Raw genomic sequence first — 18,897 nt, 5'->3', positions numbered from 1 at the left:
TATTTATTTTTTAAAATCTGACTGAAGGAATGTCTGGCTGATTTCGTCATAAACGGCAAGCAGGTTGTTTGACTGTCCGTCTCTTTCAAATATTTTTTCCCAGGTATTGAGTGGTTCCCAGATACAGGTTCCTTTACCCCGGCCCTTGGCGAGGTTAAAGCCTATATGGTTCACTTCTTTTTTCTTATGCGAATATTCTACAATGATCACATCCTTTTGGTAGCGGTTAGCCATATCGTTGGCGTTATATTCCAGGTCAGCCAGCGTACAGTGCCACTTAGGGTAAAAGGAAAGCCCTATCACATCAAACGGCACGTCTCTTAAAACCATATTGTCATAAAAGAAACGACTTTCATCATTCTGCCCGCCCAAAGCAACATGAAGCATGATGGTAGAACCCGGGTCAACGGCTTTAACGCCGTTGATACCTGCGTAAATTAATTGAGAAAGGCTGTCAAGGTTACCGATATTGCCCTCGGGCCATATCATACCATGATTAATCTCATTACCCACCTGGACCATATCGGGCAAAGTGCCTTGTTTTTTTAAACGCTCCATTACATCTCTGGTGTAATCATACACTGCCCGTTTGAGTTCAGGAAAGCCTTTTCCCTTCCAGGCTGAAGGCTTGAACTGCTTTCCCGGATCGGCCCAGGTATCGCTGTAATGAAAGTCGAGAAGCAGTTGCATCCCTGCAGCTTTGACACGGCGGGCCATTTCCAGTGTATGGAGCAAATCACAAAATCCGCGACCCGGAGCATATCCGCTATCCGCTGCCGGATTGTTGAATATACGCAGCCGTATATAATTAAACCCATGATCTTTTAGTATGTCTATAGCATCTTTTACCTCTCCCTTGTCGGAAAATTTAACACCGCGGGCTTCCAGCTGCGGAAGGAAAGAAATATCTGCGCCAAGCATTTTGCCGACAGGCCTACCTTTCCCTTTGGCAACAGGAAAATTGTGCTTCACGGCAGTAACAGATGTTGGTGTTCCGGGGTGAACGGTGATTATATCGGTGGTACCGGATTGCAGTCCTTCGGCTTTTGCTTCGAACTGAATAATACCCGCGGTTTTGCCGGCCTGCAGGATAACCTGTGCTTTTCCATTAAATAAACTCCGTTTCCATTCTTCGCCGTTTAAATATTTGTCCGGCTCATGACTGCTGGGATCTCCATTACCCACGCCGATGATCCTGGCGTCGCCTTTCACCACAAATTGCACCAGGTGTTGTGCGTCGGGCACTTCCCTTCCTTCGCGGTCAAAAACGCTCAGGTTGATCACAGCCGCGTCTTTTCCGTTTCCGATCATGGTGGTTTTATAAGGAGACAGAACTATTTCAAAGGGCTCACCGGTGGTTTCTACTTTATTGGTTAGCCGACGCCCTTTTTTATAGGCTACAGCCTCCAGTGTACCCGGCTCATAATTCACTTTCCATTTCAGGTGCGACTGACGGGGCATATCCTTTCTGCCCAAAGATTTACCGTTAAGGAAAAGTTCTACATTATCTGCATTTGAATTCACCCATACGTCTATCGGTGTTCCTTCTTTACCTTTCCAGTTCCAGTGGGGTGAAATATGGAGCACGTCTTTATCTGTCCACCAGCTCTGGTAATAATAGTAAATGTTTTTGGGAAACCCGCACATATCCATAATACCGAAATGCGATGAAATATTGGGCCATTTGTAGGGTGTAGGCTCTCCGCGGTAGTCAAAGCCCGTCCAGATAAATCCGCCCAGCCAGGCGTTGTTATTAGCCGCCAATTTCCACCAGGTTTCAGCAGTACTGGCCCACCAGGGGGCGGTAATATCCTGATCGGGTACATAGGCGCGCACGGTATCCCGCCCGTAAATGCCACGTGTGGTAACAGTGCTACCCATTTCGGTACCTATGATGGGTTGTCCCGGATGATCGCGGTGGTAATCGGCCACGGCATACTGGCGGTAATTAAATCCGCGCACAGGAATTACTTCGTTTATGCCATGAAACACGTTTTCCATATCTGCAGCATAAGTACTTACCCGGGTAGGATCGAGTTGGCGTTGTGTGGCGAGCAGTGTTTGTGCAATAGCACGCCCCCTGGCATTACCCTGGATCCACCCCTCTTCGTTACCGATCGACCACATAAATACAGACGCCCGGCTGCGGTCTCTCTTCAGGAGCCTTTCGAATTGACCGACATACTCCGGAGAGCTGTTGAGCAAACGATGCTCATCCATTACCAGCAATCCGAGGCTGTCACAGGCATCCAGAATTTCAGGGGCAGGTGCATTATGGCTGCTGCGGTAGGCATTGCTACCTAAGGCCTTTAACAGCCTTACCCGGTAAAAATGCATGTAGTCCGGCAAGGCCGCACCTAAACCTGCGTGATCCTGGTGATTGTTGGTTCCTTTAATTTTCACAGGCCTGCCATTCAGGAAAACACCATTGGGTTTGACATCGATAGTTCGAATGCCAAAGCGCTGGGCCACGCTGTCTACCACTCTTCCACCCTGCTTCACCAGAGATACGACCCTGTAGAGGTAAGGGTTTTCAAGATCCCATAATATAGGCGATTTCAGGTTTATCAAATGTTTCACCATTGTTTTACCGTTAACAGACAGGCGAACGCGCTGCTCGGGAGAATCCGCCAGCTTCCGTCCGGTATGATCGGCCACAAAGGATGACACGGTGGCTTCTGAAGCGGAGCGAAAAGTATTTTCTATTTCGGTTTCCACGTTCACCGCAGCATTTCCGGATTTCACAGTGCTATAGGCAAACATACCATCGTGCACAACGTGTACCGGATGATACTGGTTGAGCCATACATGGCGGTAAATACCTGCCCCCTCATAAAACCATCCTTCATATTGTGTAGCATCCACGCGTACCACCAGCACATTGGCTTTACCATATTGCATATAGTCGGTCACGTCGTAGGCAATACCCAGATACCCGCTTTTATTATTACCCAGGTAAAAACCATTGAGCCAGAAAGTGGCATCCCTGAAGATCCCATCGAATTGTAACTGAAACCGCTGGCCCGAATCTTTCCCGGCCACCGAAAATTGTTTCCTGTACCAGCCGATGCTGGTTTCAGGGAAAAGTCCGCCGACAGGTTTATAGCCATGCGCCATCACATCGAAATTAGAAGCGTTGGCAAATGGCAGCTCCACAGCCCAGTCATGCGGTACATCCAGTTTTCGCCAGGCAGAATCGTCGAAACGGGGATCTATCGCTGTTTTTGCAGCCGCTCCGCTTTTGGAAAAAATATTAGCAATACTGTAATTAAAATCCCTGACAGGGTCGGCTGCATGACCGAAATGAAAACGCCAGTCTTCATCAAGACTGATACGTTTTCGCAAAGATCCGGTCTGTGCAGATAATGATCCGCACATCAGAAGGAGCAAAAAGTATAAAAAGACAAAAGAATACTTGAAGGTTACCATGTGCTATTGTTTAATCCAAATAGATTCTATTTCCAATGAAAGGGGTGTTTTATCAGCCGCCTGATCTCTGCCACCCACTATGATCTGCACTCTCTCTACATCCGACATCAAAAAGGAATGGCGGCCTGCCGGTGAAAACCATAAAGGCAGTATGCCCGGGTTCGATTTAGGTAACAACAACATAGAATCCTGCTGCAATGCGGATACGGGTATTTCAATATCCTGCGCCGATAGTGGAAAATTGATAGTAGCCGAAAAAGGAATGGCATCTTTTGTAATCAGCAGCACTTTCGCGGCCAGGGGTTTCATCCCGCCGCTCCGGCCCCGTACTACAATTGTATTTTTATTAGCCGCACCGGCATCCAGCAATTCGATCTCATTGCCTGCAAAAGCTTCGAAGCCGATGGTCTGACCCGGGGCCATTTCGGGAACTGCCATCCGGTAAGCAAAACTTCCCGGACGTTCAGCGGGAATCAGTTTAGACTCCATGGGTACTCTCGATGAATTATAGGTTAATACCTTCCTGTTGGTGGCCGCATTGAAAAGCTCCCAGGGCAAATCCGAAGATCGGATACTTAACTCATAAGAGGAGCCGGCGACATAATCCCAGGCACGCGGATTTCCGGTTATTGCACCGGGATAAGTATAGTATTGCTCTCCCTTTTTCAGCACGATACGGTAACTCAAAATACCAGGATTCATGTTCTCGGCAGGAATATTCACTTCATAGTTATTTCCCGCCAAGCGCCGGAATAGCAACGGCGCGCCGCCAAAACGCCCCACCCCCTGCAGTTGTAAAGAAAGCATATCATCGGCGTTCAGGCCTGCAGCCCGTAAAGAGAGCCTGAGTGGCTTACCGGCTACCGCGTTTGCCGGCGGCGTAAAAGCAATTGCCGGTTGGGATTCGGTTTTCGGTGGAGCTACAAACTCGTTGAGCAGCAGCTGCCCCATTCTGGCGGCTCCATCTATTCCTGACATTTTTTTTCCTGCGCGCAAGAGGAGGTAAGTACCTGGTTCTATGGTGAAGCGCCCACCACATACAGGCGGTTTTACAATATTATCTTTGTTTAAAGGCTGAAGGGAAAATTCATTGCCGAGATTGGGGAGCCGGATCTCCATCCCACGGGCATGCCATTCAATACGGGTCACCTCTCTTTTAGGGGATGCACGGCCATAGGGATCGTTAATATGGATGGCGTCGGGCATTACCTCCAGGCGCCAGGCGCCGTCTTCCAGCTTGTCGAGAAAATAGGCTCCGCTACCATCGTAGGTAACCAAAGGAGAGCTTCCAACACCTGCCACATGCTTCAATTGTGATGGGGAAACGGGTTGGGTTCCGGTATTGTTTGTGTAATAAAATTCGTCTACACTATTCATTTCGCTCAGGTTATTCCGGTAACTCACTCTAAAAACGTCGAAAGTACTGTCTGCAGGGTAACCCGGAGACTGGTACAGCCGGGGCGTCTTCTGGAAAACCCTTGAAGCAATTAACAGGCTGACTGCTTTTCCGGGGTAATACGCAAGACTCAGGTAATGTGTCTGATATTCGGTATTGTTGCTTGCAGTAGCTATAGGGTCCCATGCAAACTGGGTAGCCCATTGGAAGCCTGCACTGCGGAAACTCCGCGCCATGGCCGGCAACATGTTAGATTGCAGCACATCGGCGGGATCAAATTCATAAATAAGACGCGCTTTATTGCGGTACTCGGGAATCGTATCGAATGGGATGGTATAACGGCTCACATGGGGAATGAAATTTCCTTTGATCTCCCTGTTCGCTACCAGGCCTGTAGGATACCATTGAAAAGTAACACCCTCTACATTGGAAGATGCGATGGGAGTAGCAGCCGAAAGGTTCTGGCTGATATTATAGAACAGGGGCTTGGTAAAGCCGGTACTCCTGATGGCATCCACCATACCGTTGATATAAGGCAAAATACCAGCCCTCGGGCCATGATTGGGCTCATTATTGATCTCGGCCGCAATGATATCAGGATCGCTTTGAAAAGTAGTTTTTGTGTAAGGATTAACATGGCTGAATAATTGCTTCACAAAATTCTTTTGTGCCTGTACAGCGCTGTCATTCACATTAGCCATCCTTTTACCCCATTTCCGGGAAAAACCCGGTGTTCTGTCATCGGGAGCGGGGTACCCGTTTCCCCAGTAAGCAATCGGGGTGATCACTATTTTTATATCTCTTTTCTTCAGTTCGGCCAGCAAGTAATCAAACAGGTCGAGGTGTATATTTTTAAGTAAATTGCCTGCCGAGTCTGATATTTCTGTATCAAACATATGTATCCGGAACGCCTTTACACCCAATCTTGCCATGTGATATACATCCTTATAAATTTCCACCTTGGGGTCAAGTCCGAGTGCCTGAACAGACTTGTAGCCGTATGCAAACGGTAAGGAATAATTAACGCCAAAGAGCGCAACCTCGCCATTCCCTTTACTATATCTCATAATACCTTTCTGATCGACGTACACCGGGTTGCTGCGTGCTGATCTTTTTTGAGAAAAGGCAGAAAAGGATGAATAGAATAATATGGCAAATATCAGAATCAATTGATACATCATGGCTTCGTTCTGGGAGTTTTAATAAACTGGATATAACATACACATGCCCTTCCTTTAACGGCGGTATGTACTAGCTATTTAAAGTATGATTAAAAGTATAGCAGACCGGTAACAGGCCGACATAACTGATCTGCCATACTTAACATTATAAATTTATTGTGGATAACCCGGGTTTTGGATTACCTTTCCTGCTCCGGCATTCAGGATATACTGCGGGATGGGAAAGTAACCGTTTCCTTCGAGAGGAAGCGGGTTTTTACCAGCGGCAATCAGGTATTCATTCCATTTACCAAATCGCATCAGATCTACCCGGCGAAACCCTTCGAAATACAGTTCCCAGGCACGTTCCTGTAAAATGGCAGTGCTAAAGGCTTCTTTGGAAGCTGTCTGCGCAGGCAAAAGCGCATCGACACCTGCCCTACTCCGAACCTGGTTTACAAAATTCGCAGCTTCAACAGATGGGCCCGTGTTACCATTAATAGCTTCTGCTAACATTAGCAGCACGTCTGCATAGCGGAGCACCGGTATATCATTACCCTGGAAAGGTGTAGCATCATCGTCGGGATATTTAGCACAAACAGGTCCTCGCATTCCTGACCTCGTAATCGTTACGCCTGTGGGGGTGCCGTTGCTGGCGATGGCACCATAAGAGGTAATAAGTAATTCTCTTCTTTTGTCCAAAGGATCAAATGAATCATAAAAAGCCCAGGTAGGTGCAAATGCAGCCGGGTTGGCGTATCCTCCTCTGCGCGCACCTGTAGGAGGTAGCATTCCCGGATAATTGGAAGGGTACGTGTAGAAACCCCAGGCGTTGAAGTTAGGCCTTGCCCCTGTCCCATCCCCTGCGGGATCTACCGAAACAGCCCATATTGTTTCATTGTTTCTTTCGGTTGCGGTACGAAAAAGATCGCGGTAACTGCCATTAAGACTGTACCCCATCGCAAGTATTTCTCTACCCGCGGCTTCGGCACCCGCGAAGTTTTTGTCAAATAGGTATAACCTCATTAATACACCAAGAGCTATGCCTTTGTTGAACCGGCCATACTCGGCTGGGGCCTTAACGAGGTTATCTGCAGCAAAACGGAGATCTGCTGCGGCGGCCTGCACAAATACATCTTTATCGGGGCGTGTAAGGTCGGCCTCGGCGTCTGTTCCTACTTTTGCCGGATCCAGAATCACCGGTACAGGGCCATACAGCGTATGAAGATAATACATGAGCCAACCGCGGGCCATTCGTGCTTCAGCCAGTAACTGTGTTCTTTTGGCATCGGACAAAACAGTTGCAGCTTCCAGGTCGGCTATGATCTTCGTGATCCGGGTGATGAACCTTGTTTTGTGAAAATGCCCGTCAGCTCCGTGATTAATGCGCGGCACAAAATTAGCTTCACTCATATCTCTCCAATACCCGCCCCATTCGGGAAATATGGCGAACAGGTCTGATGGCAGATCATTGATAAAAGTATTGCTCCACTCAGCGCCATGCCAGAGAAACTGGTTCCCACCGTCACCATAAGACCATCTGGAGCCAAATGGTTTATAAACAACCATTGTATAAATCTCGAAGTCTGCCTCAGTTTTAGGAAAGTTTACGGGTGAAAGTACTCCGTAAGTGGTTCGGTCCAATCCTTTTTTGCAGCCACAGAACAAACCGATGGAGAGTAGTGTAAGGATTATAATATTTTTTTTCATCTTAAATATTTTAAACAATGGTTAGAAATTAGCTCGAATTCCAAAAGAAAAGGTTCTCGCCATGGGGTAAGGTGCAGGACCACCCTTCACACTAGCTACCGATACTTCGGGGTCAACATATTTAAACTTCGTTATAATAAAAGGATTCTGTGCGTCTACGTAAAGTCTTAAGTTGGCGATATATTTTGAGATCAAACCTGACTTCAATGTGTAGCCCAGCGTAATATTTCGGCAACGCAGGAAATCCGTACTTTGTAGTCCGATATCGGTACCTACCGGTAAACCCAGCCCGCCTTCATTGTAAGCCACACCAGGTCGTATACCGTCCGGATTGGAGGTGGACCATACTTCATCAATTTCCTTAACCACACCATAGCCACCTGCCACAAAGTCTGCCGCATTGCTCCACTGCGCAGCGGGCGTAGTTCCCACGCCACCAACCTGGCCATAAAACATTACCATTAAATCCAGTTGTTTATAACGGAACGTATTGCCGAAACCAATTGCCAGTTTCGGATCGGGGTTGATCTGGAATACGTCGCTGGTATCTATTACGCCATCGCTATTGCGGTCTACGAAGATGGGTGAACCCGGATGACGTGCATTAGCAGGCTGGGAAGCAGGAATCTCCTTTACGCCGTCTAATATACCATTGGTTTTAAATATATAGTAGGTGTTGACCATATCTCTGGGGTCCTGCCAGCTCCGCAGGAAAGTATTGGCGAATCTTTCTTCCCAACGAAGCCTGTTACGGGAAAAGTTGATGGTACTGGACCAATCGAAAGCTGTGTTTCGAACATTGCTGGTATTAATGCCCAGCTCCCAACCCGTTCTAACGCGGTGCCCGGTATTGATCGGCTCTGTGGATATCATCGATAACATCGCAGTAGGGGCATTGGTGATCAGGCGGGTAATATCATCGCGGAAAATATCCAGTGAACCGGAAATCCGTTCTTTAAAAAAGCTAAATTCCAGACCCAGATTTTTATTAATAGTTTTGGGCCACCTTAGATTGGGATTATCCAACTGACTTAAAAAGTAAGGTACATAGGATACAGAACCATTATTGAAGGTGATGATATTTCCGTCGGGGCTGAATGTACCATACGCCTGCGATCCGGGTTCGCCCGTAAGGCCTATACTTGCACGCAATTTCAGAAAATCTACTACTTTGGAATTTTTCAGAAAATTCTCATTGGAAATTTTCCAACCCACGGCAGCCGTGTAAAAGGATGCAAATTTATTCTCGGGGAAAAATTGGCTCCAGCCATCGTACCGGTAAATAAGCGTAGCCATGTATTTATCGGCGACATCGAAGGTACTTCTGGCGAAAGCCGATCTCTTTTTATTTTCGTCACGGTTAGAGTTGACAGTTTGGGAAGCCGCGCTGGCAGTCTGGATCCGGTCAAAACCGATCGCGTCCATCATATCAGCACCCACCGCGCCGAAACCGAAAGACCGATAGGGATACTCTCCCACCCCGCCAACTGCATCCACTTTCAGCAGTTGTCCAAACCGTTTCCGAAAAGACAGGGTTGCCTCCATAGTTTGTTGTTCACGGCGCGATGTAGATAATGATGCCCGTGTGCGATTGAGCTGATCGAAGAAAACAGCCGAGGGAAGCAGGTAGTTTCGTTCAGCAGATTCATAGTTGTTGCCGTATAAGACTTTACCGGTCAGAATATTCGGAATGATCGTCACATCGGCTGAAAAGGTAGCAAACAAATTGGAACTCATGGTTCGGTCATGAATACTTAGCAATGAAACAGGATTACCAGTTAACAAAAACCTGCTGAACTGACCGGTTCCCTGCTCGTATACGGGTAAATAAGCAGGATAGGCTAATGCAGCCTGGATAGCTCCAAAACCCTCCTGGCCGACACTGGCCGACTGGCCGCCTGCCTGTGAGTTCATATTTTCGTTGCGCGAATAATTGACATTGGCTGAAAAAGAAAGGAAAGAAGTGAGATTGAAGGTCAGGTTCATCCGGCCGGTATACCGTTTTAGCCCCGAATTGGCTACGGTTCCCTGCTGGTTGAATATACCTCCGGAGAAATAGTAGTTCACTTTATCCGTTGCCCCGCTGATGCTGACATTATGATTGTCGATGCTTCCGCTTCTTAAAACATGGCTTAACCAGTCGGTTCCCACACCGGCGCTGTCAATCTGTCCCTGCCTGAAAGGCTTGAAAGCCGTACCATTGTAATACCGGTCCAGGTCGGTAGGCGTGGTACCAAAAGGAGCCATCTTATTATCATACAAGAACTTATCGAGTGTAAGCTGGTTGTAATATTGCATGTATTCGGTGGCATTCAACGGCTCAAAATATTTCATATTAGAGACGATCGACCGGCTACCGTCGTAATTGACGCTGGTTTTTCTGCCTCTACCTTTTTTGGTAGTAATTAACATGACACCATTTGCAGCGCCAACGCCATACATCGAGGCACTGGCATCTTTCAGAAATTCGATGGACTCAATATCATTGGGATTGATACCAGCGAAGCCTCCCCTGTTGACGTTAGCATTCATAGCCCGCGCGCCACTACCTGGTTCTACACCCGAATAAGGGAAAAGCACCCCATCGACCACTACCAAAGGGTTTCCCCTGCCCCGGAGCGATACATTAATATTACCACCCGGTTCTGCACTGCTTTGCGTAGCCACAACACCCGGCGCCCGGCCGAAAATAAGTTGTGCAACGGAGCTGTTGGCCGCCTGGGGCACACTTTTCGGGTCGATCTTGGCTACTGAAGTCGTCAGATCCCGCCGGCTGGTGCTACCATAACCTATTACAACTATCTCATCCATACTGGCAGGATTGGAAGTGAGAATGATATTTAAAGTAGTATCATTTCCTACCAGTACTTCCCTTGCGATGAAGCCCACGAAAGTTACTGACAGCACATCGCCGGCCGAGACTTGCAAACGGAACCTGCCACTCTCTTCCGTTAATGTGGTATTGTTACTGTTTTTTACTGAGACCGTAGCGCCCTGAATGGGCTGGTTGTCAACGTCCGTAACCCTTCCGGAAACGGTTCTTTGCTGACCAAAGGTGAATAAAGCTATCAAGCACGACATACATGTCAGCATGGCTCGCAGCAATCGAATTTTAGTTTTCATCTTAAGCTTTTTGATCGTTAGTAATAAAGCCAGCTCATTTTTCAGATGGGCGGCAATCGTTTTTTAATTCGGTTGAAAGGTACTTTAAGCAGCAGGGGGGGCTTTATTCTATTGTCTTTTCTTTTGGCTCTATCGTCCAGAACCTTCACTTTTATTAGGTTTCAGTGCGTTTGTTAATTATTTTGCCTGCCTGGTTCAGATCGGAAATTAAATTCACCTTAATGCGATTTTATTTTGTCATCCTAACATTCCTTTTCGAAATATTAACGGTTTCCATTTGCCATGCGCAAATACCTGATATCCGCTTTAAACATATTACCAGTGAACAGGGCCTGTCTAACAGTACAGTTGAAGTGATCTTCCAGGACTCCAGGGGATTTATCTGGTTTGGTACCAGAGATGGCCTGAACCGGTATGACGGTTACAACATACGGATTTACAAAAATAATTCGGCTGACACCAACAGTATTAGTGATAATTATATTACCTGTATTGCTGAAGACGCCAATAACATGCTCTGGATTGGCACGAAAAGCGGACTTAATAGGCTAGATCTGAAAACCGGCAAATTCAAACGGTTTAAAACTGAAAACCTGAGCGCCGGCTCTTTGAGCAACAACCAGATTAACGCAATTCACAGAGACGAGGCGGGCAAAATCTGGATCGCCTCATCTGACGGACTCAATCTATACCAACCACAGAACGGATCCTTTGTAAGATTTTACCCGCAAAAATCGAAAAAGGGAGGTTTAAATTATATTAAATCCCTTTTGGAAGATAACAATGGATATTTTTGGCTGGGTACTGAAGCCGGCCTGCTGCGCTTTAATACTTCGGCAGGTACATTTTCAATATACTCCAAGTACCCCGCAGGCGCCGGTTATGCCATTCAGGTGCTCAGTAAAGACAAAACCGGGAACATCTGGATTGGAAGTAATGAAAAAGGATTGTACTATCTGCAACCTGAAACGGGTAACTTCCAACAGTATCTGCACAACCGCCAGGATCCTTCAAGTATCGCCAGCAACCTGATACGAAGCATTTTAATAGACCAACTTCATAACGTTTGGATAGGTGGCGTTAACGGAAATCTAAATCTGTTTCTTCCCGGCAGGCGTTCGTTTCAGAGATTTACAAACGAATCATCTGACCCCGCCAGCCTGTCTCAAAGAACAGTATCGGCACTTTACGAAGACAAGCAGGGAAATATTTGGATAGGTACCCACCGGGGGGGCGTCAATCTGTATACGCCCGGACGCCAAAATTTTGAATTTCATGGGCAACAACCCGGCGCCTACGGTCTCAGCCGAAGTGATGTAAAATCCTTTTACGAGGATGATAACGGATTACTGTGGATTGGTACGGATGGAGGCGGATTGAATTGCTTCAACCCGGTTACGCGCCAATACACCCATTACAGGCATAATCCCTTCGACCCACAAAGCATTGGATCGGATGAAGTATTACATGTAACCGGCGATCGTCAGGGAAATTTATGGGTAAGCACTTGGGGAGGAGGACTCAATTTGCTGAACCGCCAAACAGGTAAGTTTACACGTTTCGTTCATGATCAAAATGATCTTAGTTCCATTGGATCCAATTTTGTTCAGCAGGTTTTTGAAGATGATGAGGCTAGACTTTGGGTAGCCACTTATTATGGAGGACTCTATTTACTCGATCGGCAAAACAGAACTTTTAAACAAGTTACGGGAGATGAAAAGCAGCTCAGTCATATAACAGGTAAAAATTTTGTATCCATCTGCCAGGACGCCAGGGGGGATCTATGGTTTGGCACTGATGACGGAGGATTAAACCGCCTGGTAAAAACTACCGGACAATTCAGGCAATATTTTGTGCAGTCCGACAAATTTCCAGATCTCAGGGTTTTATATATGGACAGCAGGAAAAGACTTTGGGCAGGGCAACAAGGTTTATACCTATATGATGAAGCCCAAGACCAGTTTTTCCTTTATAAAGATCGTGCTGGCTTATCGGCCGATTTTATAAAAGGTATTCTGGAAGATGAAACCGGTATATTTTGGATTTCCACCTCCAATGGTATCGTGCGATACCATCCGGAGAAAAATACATTTAAACGGTACAGTACTGTTGACGGATTGCAGAGTCGCGAATTTGAAGCAGGTGCTTACTACAAAACCAAAAATGGTCAAATGCTTTTTGGTGGCGTCAACGGGTATAATGCATTTTACCCCAGCCAGTTTCAAGTCAACCTGTTTTTACCTCCGGTTTATTTTACCGAATTATATTTATCAAACGAACGGATAACGCCCGGTAATACAGCAGGCATATTACCCAACGACCTGGCTTACACCAACGCGCTAACCCTGTCTTATTCGCAGGCTACATTTTCAGTGGAGTTTGCGGCACTCAACTATATTAACACAGAGCAAAACCAATATGCATTCCGTATGGTGGGACTGGACGACCAGTGGAATCTGTCAGGGACCGCCAGGAGAGCTACTTATACGAATCTCGCTCCTGGTAAATACACTTTTGAGGTAAAAGCCGCCAATAATGATGGTGTGTGGAACACAAATCCGGCGCGGTTATCGGTTTATATTACCCCACCCTTCTGGCAAACCTGGTGGTTTAAAATGTTGGTGATTGTAATCGTCTTAATCGCTACTTACTTGCTCATCTCTATGAAAAGGAGATATGAAATACAGCAGATTGAAAAATCTAAAAGTGAAGAAATGCATCAAATGCAACTTCAATTCTTTACCAATATTTCGCACGAGTTCCGAACGCCGCTCTCCTTAATACTTGGCCCACTTGAAAAAATACAAAAAGAAGATCCCCATAGTCCTTTCTATCATTATTATGTCACCATGCACCGAAATGCCAGCCGGCTGATGGAGCTAATAACAGTTCTAATGGATTTTCGAAAAGTGGAAGGCGGTGCGCTCAAATTGAAAACCATGCCGGGGAACATCCATATTTTTGTGAATGAAATAGCCGATGAATTTATGGCGCTCGCCAGAGAAAAAAGTATTGATTTCCGGCTGGATATTCCTAACAATTTACCGCAGGCCTGGTTTGACAGACAAACCCTGGAAAAGATCTTAATTAATTTGATTGGTAACGCTTTTAAATACACTTCCTCCGGCGGAACCATACGGGCCACGGTTCGAAGCAATTACCAGGATATTCCCAAAACATTTAAAAACGAACTGGTTATCAAAAATGAATACGCAGCGAAGGAATACTTATATATACAGATCGCCGACAACGGCATTGGTATTTCGGCGGATTCGCTTCAATTCCTTTTTGAACGCTACTACAGACTGACCGATTCACATCTCGGATCAGGAGTGGGACTTGCTTTTGTAAAAAGTCTAACACGTCTGCACAAAGGGATTATTTATGTACAAAGTGAAAGACATAAAGGTACAGAAATAACCATCGGGCTTCCTATAGGCGCGGGTGACTACACTGATGAAGAAAAATGGATCAAAAGTAGAAAAGATAGCGAGGTGGATCTGGAAAGACTGCCCAATGAAACCAACGCTTCAATTTATAAGCCACAAGCAATAGCAAATGAAGTTTCTAATACAGGCGCTCGTAAGCACATACTTTTAGTAGATGACAACATTGAATTGCGGCATTTTCTAAAGGAAAGCCTCAACAGCCAGTTTGAAATATTTGAAGCCGACGAAGGAGGAGCCGGACTTTGCCTGATACGTGATAAAATGCCTGACCTTGTTATTAGTGATGTAATGATGCCAGGAATGGATGGAATAGAATTTTGTCGACAGATTAAAGAAAACCCCGCGACCGGTCATATCCCCGTAATTATGCTTACCGCCAAAGCTGCTATCGAATCTCAACTTGAAGGAATAAACTCCGGTGCAGACCACTATTTTTCTAAACCACTGAACACTGACCTGTTGATTGTTACCATCCAGAACATTTTTGAGAACCAGCAAACATTGAAAACTCATTGGAGTAACAGACGCTACAGCGAAGCATTGGCTGCTACCCATTCCAGTAAAGAACAACAAATTATTGAGTTGCTGTCCGACCTGATTGAAAAGCAGATATCAAATCCAGAATTGGATGTCGATTATATTGGCAGGGAAATGAACATGAGTCGTTCCAAACTCTACCAAACCGTCAAAGCAATTACGGGTCTTTCAATTGGGGACTATGTAAGAACGGTCAGACTGAGGAAGGCCGCTCAAATCATGACTGAAGAAGATGTTCTCATAGTTGACGTGATGTACCGGGTGGGCATGCAAACTCAATCGTACTTTACCAAAGCGTTCAAAAAAGAATTCGGAAAAACACCCTCACAATTTTTACAGGATCTTGGTAAGTAATGGCGCCGCGCTGATGATTTGTATAGAAAGCGCTGATGGTTCAATGTCTTGCTATATGGCTTCCAGCATTGTAAAACAGCAAAAACCGGTCTTCTTTTTCAAACCTGTGAAGATGTGCAAATCATGTATCCACCGAACTTAGTTAAAACAGATCTTGCAGTTGTGATCAAACAACAAGAAAGAGATATTTTTAAGGGCGTCATTACTGGAAGACTGGTGTATTTCCGTCAATACCACCCTTCACGGCATAAAAAACCCCTCATTCAGAGGGGTTATGTGTCCGGAACACATACCTGTTTTCAATGTCACATCTTCAACATCAATTCCTAGCTGCTGAGAAAATAAAGGTACCACGACCTAAATTACCAGGCCGGTGCACCTTTAGAATATTACTTTACAGCGAGGCTCCTGTGCCTGTATGCAGGCTATGAAAGTCCGTCGTATTGTCTACCGCCAACGCGGCCGTAGCGAAGTATTCATTACCGGTTTCACTGTCAGGCAGTCCTAACTGATACCACTGATCATCCTGGTTGGCGAACATCAGGTTATGATTTACGATTAGATCTCCATAATAAGCTTTATCATATATATCCAGGAACCGGCCGGCAAAGGAATAATTCGTTGTATTGAAAAGACCACCCGAATTGTTTTCGAAGAGTGCACCGTCTATGGGAATAAAGGCAGGTGAAGTATAATCAGCTTCCACTACCTGGATCTCAAACATGCCATACATAGGTGTATTGTAGTGAATATTGTTATAAACCAGCAGCCCTGCAATAGCCGACGAATATTTACTAGGCCAGAAACGTACCATTTGTCCTTGCACATTTTTAGCCTTATTGGAGAACCACTGACCGGGTCCTTTAAACAGGCAGATGCAGGTATGGTTGGTTAGGTCCAGGTTAATGTTTTCAAAATAGTTGTCATGCACTTTTGCATTATCCACACAAGACAGCGATAGAACCGCTCCCGCTTCCGGTGCATTAATGACACTGCAGGAAGAGAAGGTAAGATCCCTTACGAGTCCAGTAATGCTGCCGCCGGCAATGCCCGCTGTATAGGACGTATTCACCACCTGTCCTACGTTATTAGCGATTATATGTGAAATTTGCACATTACTACAATAAGTAGTGGGATCGGATGGATTATATACAATACTGCCGAGTGTATTGGTCCAGCGTATCCCTTCGTTAATGTTATTAAAGGTGAGATGATCCAGAATAACATTATGTAGGGCTGATTTTACTTCTACACAGTTCAGAGGATTGTTCGCAAACTGTATCCCAGTAACTCTTACATTATCTAATGCATCCAGCACTAGGGTATAGCCCTGACCGTCGAAGATAACACCACCCGGCACTTTAGGACGGATCAAAAGAGGCAGATCGCCTGCTATATTGATATTCTTCACATCGATGATGTAATAATTGTTCGAGATGATTTCAATAGTATCTCCGGGTTGCAGAGTAACCGGGGCAGAGGCGCCATTCGGCCAGAAGTCGGCGCCATCAATAGGAACCTGGTGGGTACCCGGGGTACTTGTTCCTACTTCATATACATTGCCCGTCAGGTTGGGTATGTCTGCTAGCAGGATATTTGATGGTGAGAAGGTTGTATTGGCAGCCATAGGTACGACCTGGTAGTAATTGTCGCTACCGGGCATTACCGTATTATCTTTATAAGTCAGTTCTTTGCCGGTATACAAGGTTTCATAAACTGCCATTGATGAAGTTGCGGATCTCCTTAACTGGTAGACGTAGGCGCCTGAAACGGGCAACCAATTCAGTACCTGGTACAATGCTGTTGTCGTTCCCAACGATAACGCGTCTTCGCCTTCCAGGGTTTCAATATTCATTTGGATCGCCCAATCACTATCCGTATATCCATCCGCAATCGCTTTAACTCTGATATTGTAAAAAGTCTGCGCGTTCAATCCTTCGATAACATCGGACAAGTCGGCGCCGGTATAAGCTGTTACCGCGTTGTCAAACCCACTACCCGTGCTATACTGAAGTACATAATTTTGAGCAGACGCTACATTGGTCCATTCCGCCTCTATGGAGCTTTGCGTAATGGCACCGATAGTCAGCTCGGGTTTAGCGAGTTTTTGCATTGCCGAGCCCTCCACAAAGTTATATTGTATATATTCTACCACCTCCGTGGCACTATTAAAGCTTACACCTGTCTTATCTCTAAAATCGGTATAGAGATAGGGATGCGCGACGATATACCCTTCAATGGTCAAAGAGATATAATTGGCTACGCTGACGATTGCAAGCAGGCGATTGTTGACCGGTGCGATTAGCTGCCCGCTGAAGCTTACGCCTCCTGCCCCACCGGGTAAAAGTTGGATTACTGCCATAACTGTTTTTTATATGTTATTTAATTGATGACCAGGTATAGCTATTATTTTCATCAACTGCCTGTGACGAATGTTCAACTCTTCATGGGTTCGCAGTCACAAGAAGCCGGTTGCAACTATCTGTTTAGATGGCAGCGTGGTTGATAGCGGTCACAAATGTATTCAGTGCAAACTATCTTCGACCGGGTATTTTTCCCGTAATTGAGGAGGATACTGTATAGGGCTTATAGATGTTTGGGCGGAAGCGACGTTGTGGCGGTACTAGTGCCTGGAAATGCGCTGTGACTGCAATGACCTGAGGCGTGGATAGAGTACGCTTCAGCTTTGTAACTGTCTTTTTTCATTTTCCGACTATGCAAATTTCAATTACCTATCCTTATTGTGCACCAAAATCAAAGAGCATCCCTCTCCCGGATGACACGACCCAGTGTGTATCAAATGTGATTCCCTCTGTTTCTGCCGTTGATTATGACGTGAAAAAAGGGCCTATCATACCCATACGGGACGAAGTTCTGCACGATATAACCACGTTGAGCCAAGTGAAGTTTATATAAATGGAGTTCATGTGCCTACAAAAGAACACTAAACTGTTTAGTATTTTAAATACTTACCGGATTGGAATATAGGAGGCTGGTGAAAGGCGATGCCGTCGTGGAGTGGTGCACAGACTTATTGTGGGCCAATATGACACACGGTAACGCTGCGCTAACGGAACACATTAGTCTTTGCCTCTTCCTTTGTATATATGTGGATGACAACCTATATCCAATTGGACCAAACCTCATACAAGTTGCGGTCAGTTTAGTGATAAATTTGGCGCATCATGGATATCGGCGGGTGCAAGAAAGACGGCTTGCAGCCGGAACTATGCGTATCCTTTACAGAAAGGCTTTGTTGATGACTGATTGAATCCTATTCAGAGATCCGGTTTTGGTTTTGGGCTAAATACCTAAGAAATGCATTTAACAACATCAAATGAGATTCCACGCTATGTTTATCCAATCTCTTGAACCTAGCAGATCAGTAAATCGTTCTGTAAATGTCTCCTCTTTCATTAAAAAGAAAGTAGTAAACTGATAGCTTCAGACTGAGCTATAGGACGATGTCTTTTATAAGCCCGCTCCACCTGCTTAATGGTAGTATGTCCCAACATATAGGCAACAGTGGTAAGTCAACACGTTTATCCTGTAGTAAAACTGAAAAGCTTAGCCGCGCACAAGACCAGGTAAAATACTTATCAATACCTGCATCCTTGACCCAGCAATCGAGCATTTTGTTTGCTCCATTTAATGTCGGCAAATCAAAAACAACATCTTCTGGATTTACTATATCTCGTTTAGTCCTTTGGCGCTCCAGTATTTGTAAAGCGATAGGATT

At 45.7% G+C, this 18,897-nt stretch carries 6 protein-coding genes; 1 reads left to right on the top strand and 5 read right to left on the bottom strand.

All coding sequences use genetic code 11. The features are described from left to right. Positions 1-3: 3 nt before the first annotated feature. The 4 genes from galA to U0035_RS20235 all read right to left on the bottom strand — a co-directional run bounded on the left by galA (position 4) and on the right by U0035_RS20235 (position 10,818). Complete coding sequence (gene galA / locus U0035_RS20250) at positions 4-3,429, bottom strand: beta-galactosidase GalA (RefSeq protein WP_114790757.1); 3,426 nt, start codon at positions 3,427-3,429, stop codon at positions 4-6. A 3-nt stretch (positions 3,430-3,432) separates the two neighbouring features. Continuing rightward, the gene (locus U0035_RS20245; RefSeq protein WP_114790756.1) at positions 3,433-6,006 is read right to left on the bottom strand and encodes a cellulase family glycosylhydrolase; all 2,574 of its coding nucleotides are present in this window, start codon (positions 6,004-6,006) and stop codon (positions 3,433-3,435) included. A 153-nt stretch (positions 6,007-6,159) separates the two neighbouring features. Next, complete coding sequence (locus U0035_RS20240; RefSeq protein WP_114790755.1) at positions 6,160-7,695, bottom strand: RagB/SusD family nutrient uptake outer membrane protein; 1,536 nt, start codon at positions 7,693-7,695, stop codon at positions 6,160-6,162. 21 nt (positions 7,696-7,716) lie between these two features. Then, the gene (locus tag U0035_RS20235; protein ID WP_211316417.1) at positions 7,717-10,818 is read right to left on the bottom strand and encodes a SusC/RagA family TonB-linked outer membrane protein; all 3,102 of its coding nucleotides are present in this window, start codon (positions 10,816-10,818) and stop codon (positions 7,717-7,719) included. 221 nt (positions 10,819-11,039) lie between these two features. Here U0035_RS20235 and U0035_RS20230 point away from each other — a divergent pair, with 221 nt between their 5' ends. Further along, a complete protein-coding gene (locus U0035_RS20230; protein WP_114790754.1) occupies positions 11,040-15,158 on the top strand; it encodes a hybrid sensor histidine kinase/response regulator transcription factor in 4,119 nt (1,372 codons plus the stop codon). A 394-nt stretch (positions 15,159-15,552) separates the two neighbouring features. On the opposite strand, the gene U0035_RS20225 is transcribed toward U0035_RS20230, so the two are convergent. Continuing rightward, positions 15,553-17,520, bottom strand: coding sequence for a fibronectin type III domain-containing protein (locus tag U0035_RS20225; protein WP_114790753.1), 1,968 nt, complete (start codon positions 17,518-17,520; stop codon positions 15,553-15,555). Positions 17,521-18,897: the final 1,377 nt, after the last annotated feature.

Origin of the sequence: Niabella yanshanensis (assembly GCF_034424215.1) — a bacterium.
Lineage (GTDB): Bacteria > Bacteroidota > Bacteroidia > Chitinophagales > Chitinophagaceae > Niabella > Niabella yanshanensis.
The sequence above is the reverse complement of the archived record's forward strand: the minus strand, read 5'-3'. Positions and strand labels throughout refer to the sequence as shown.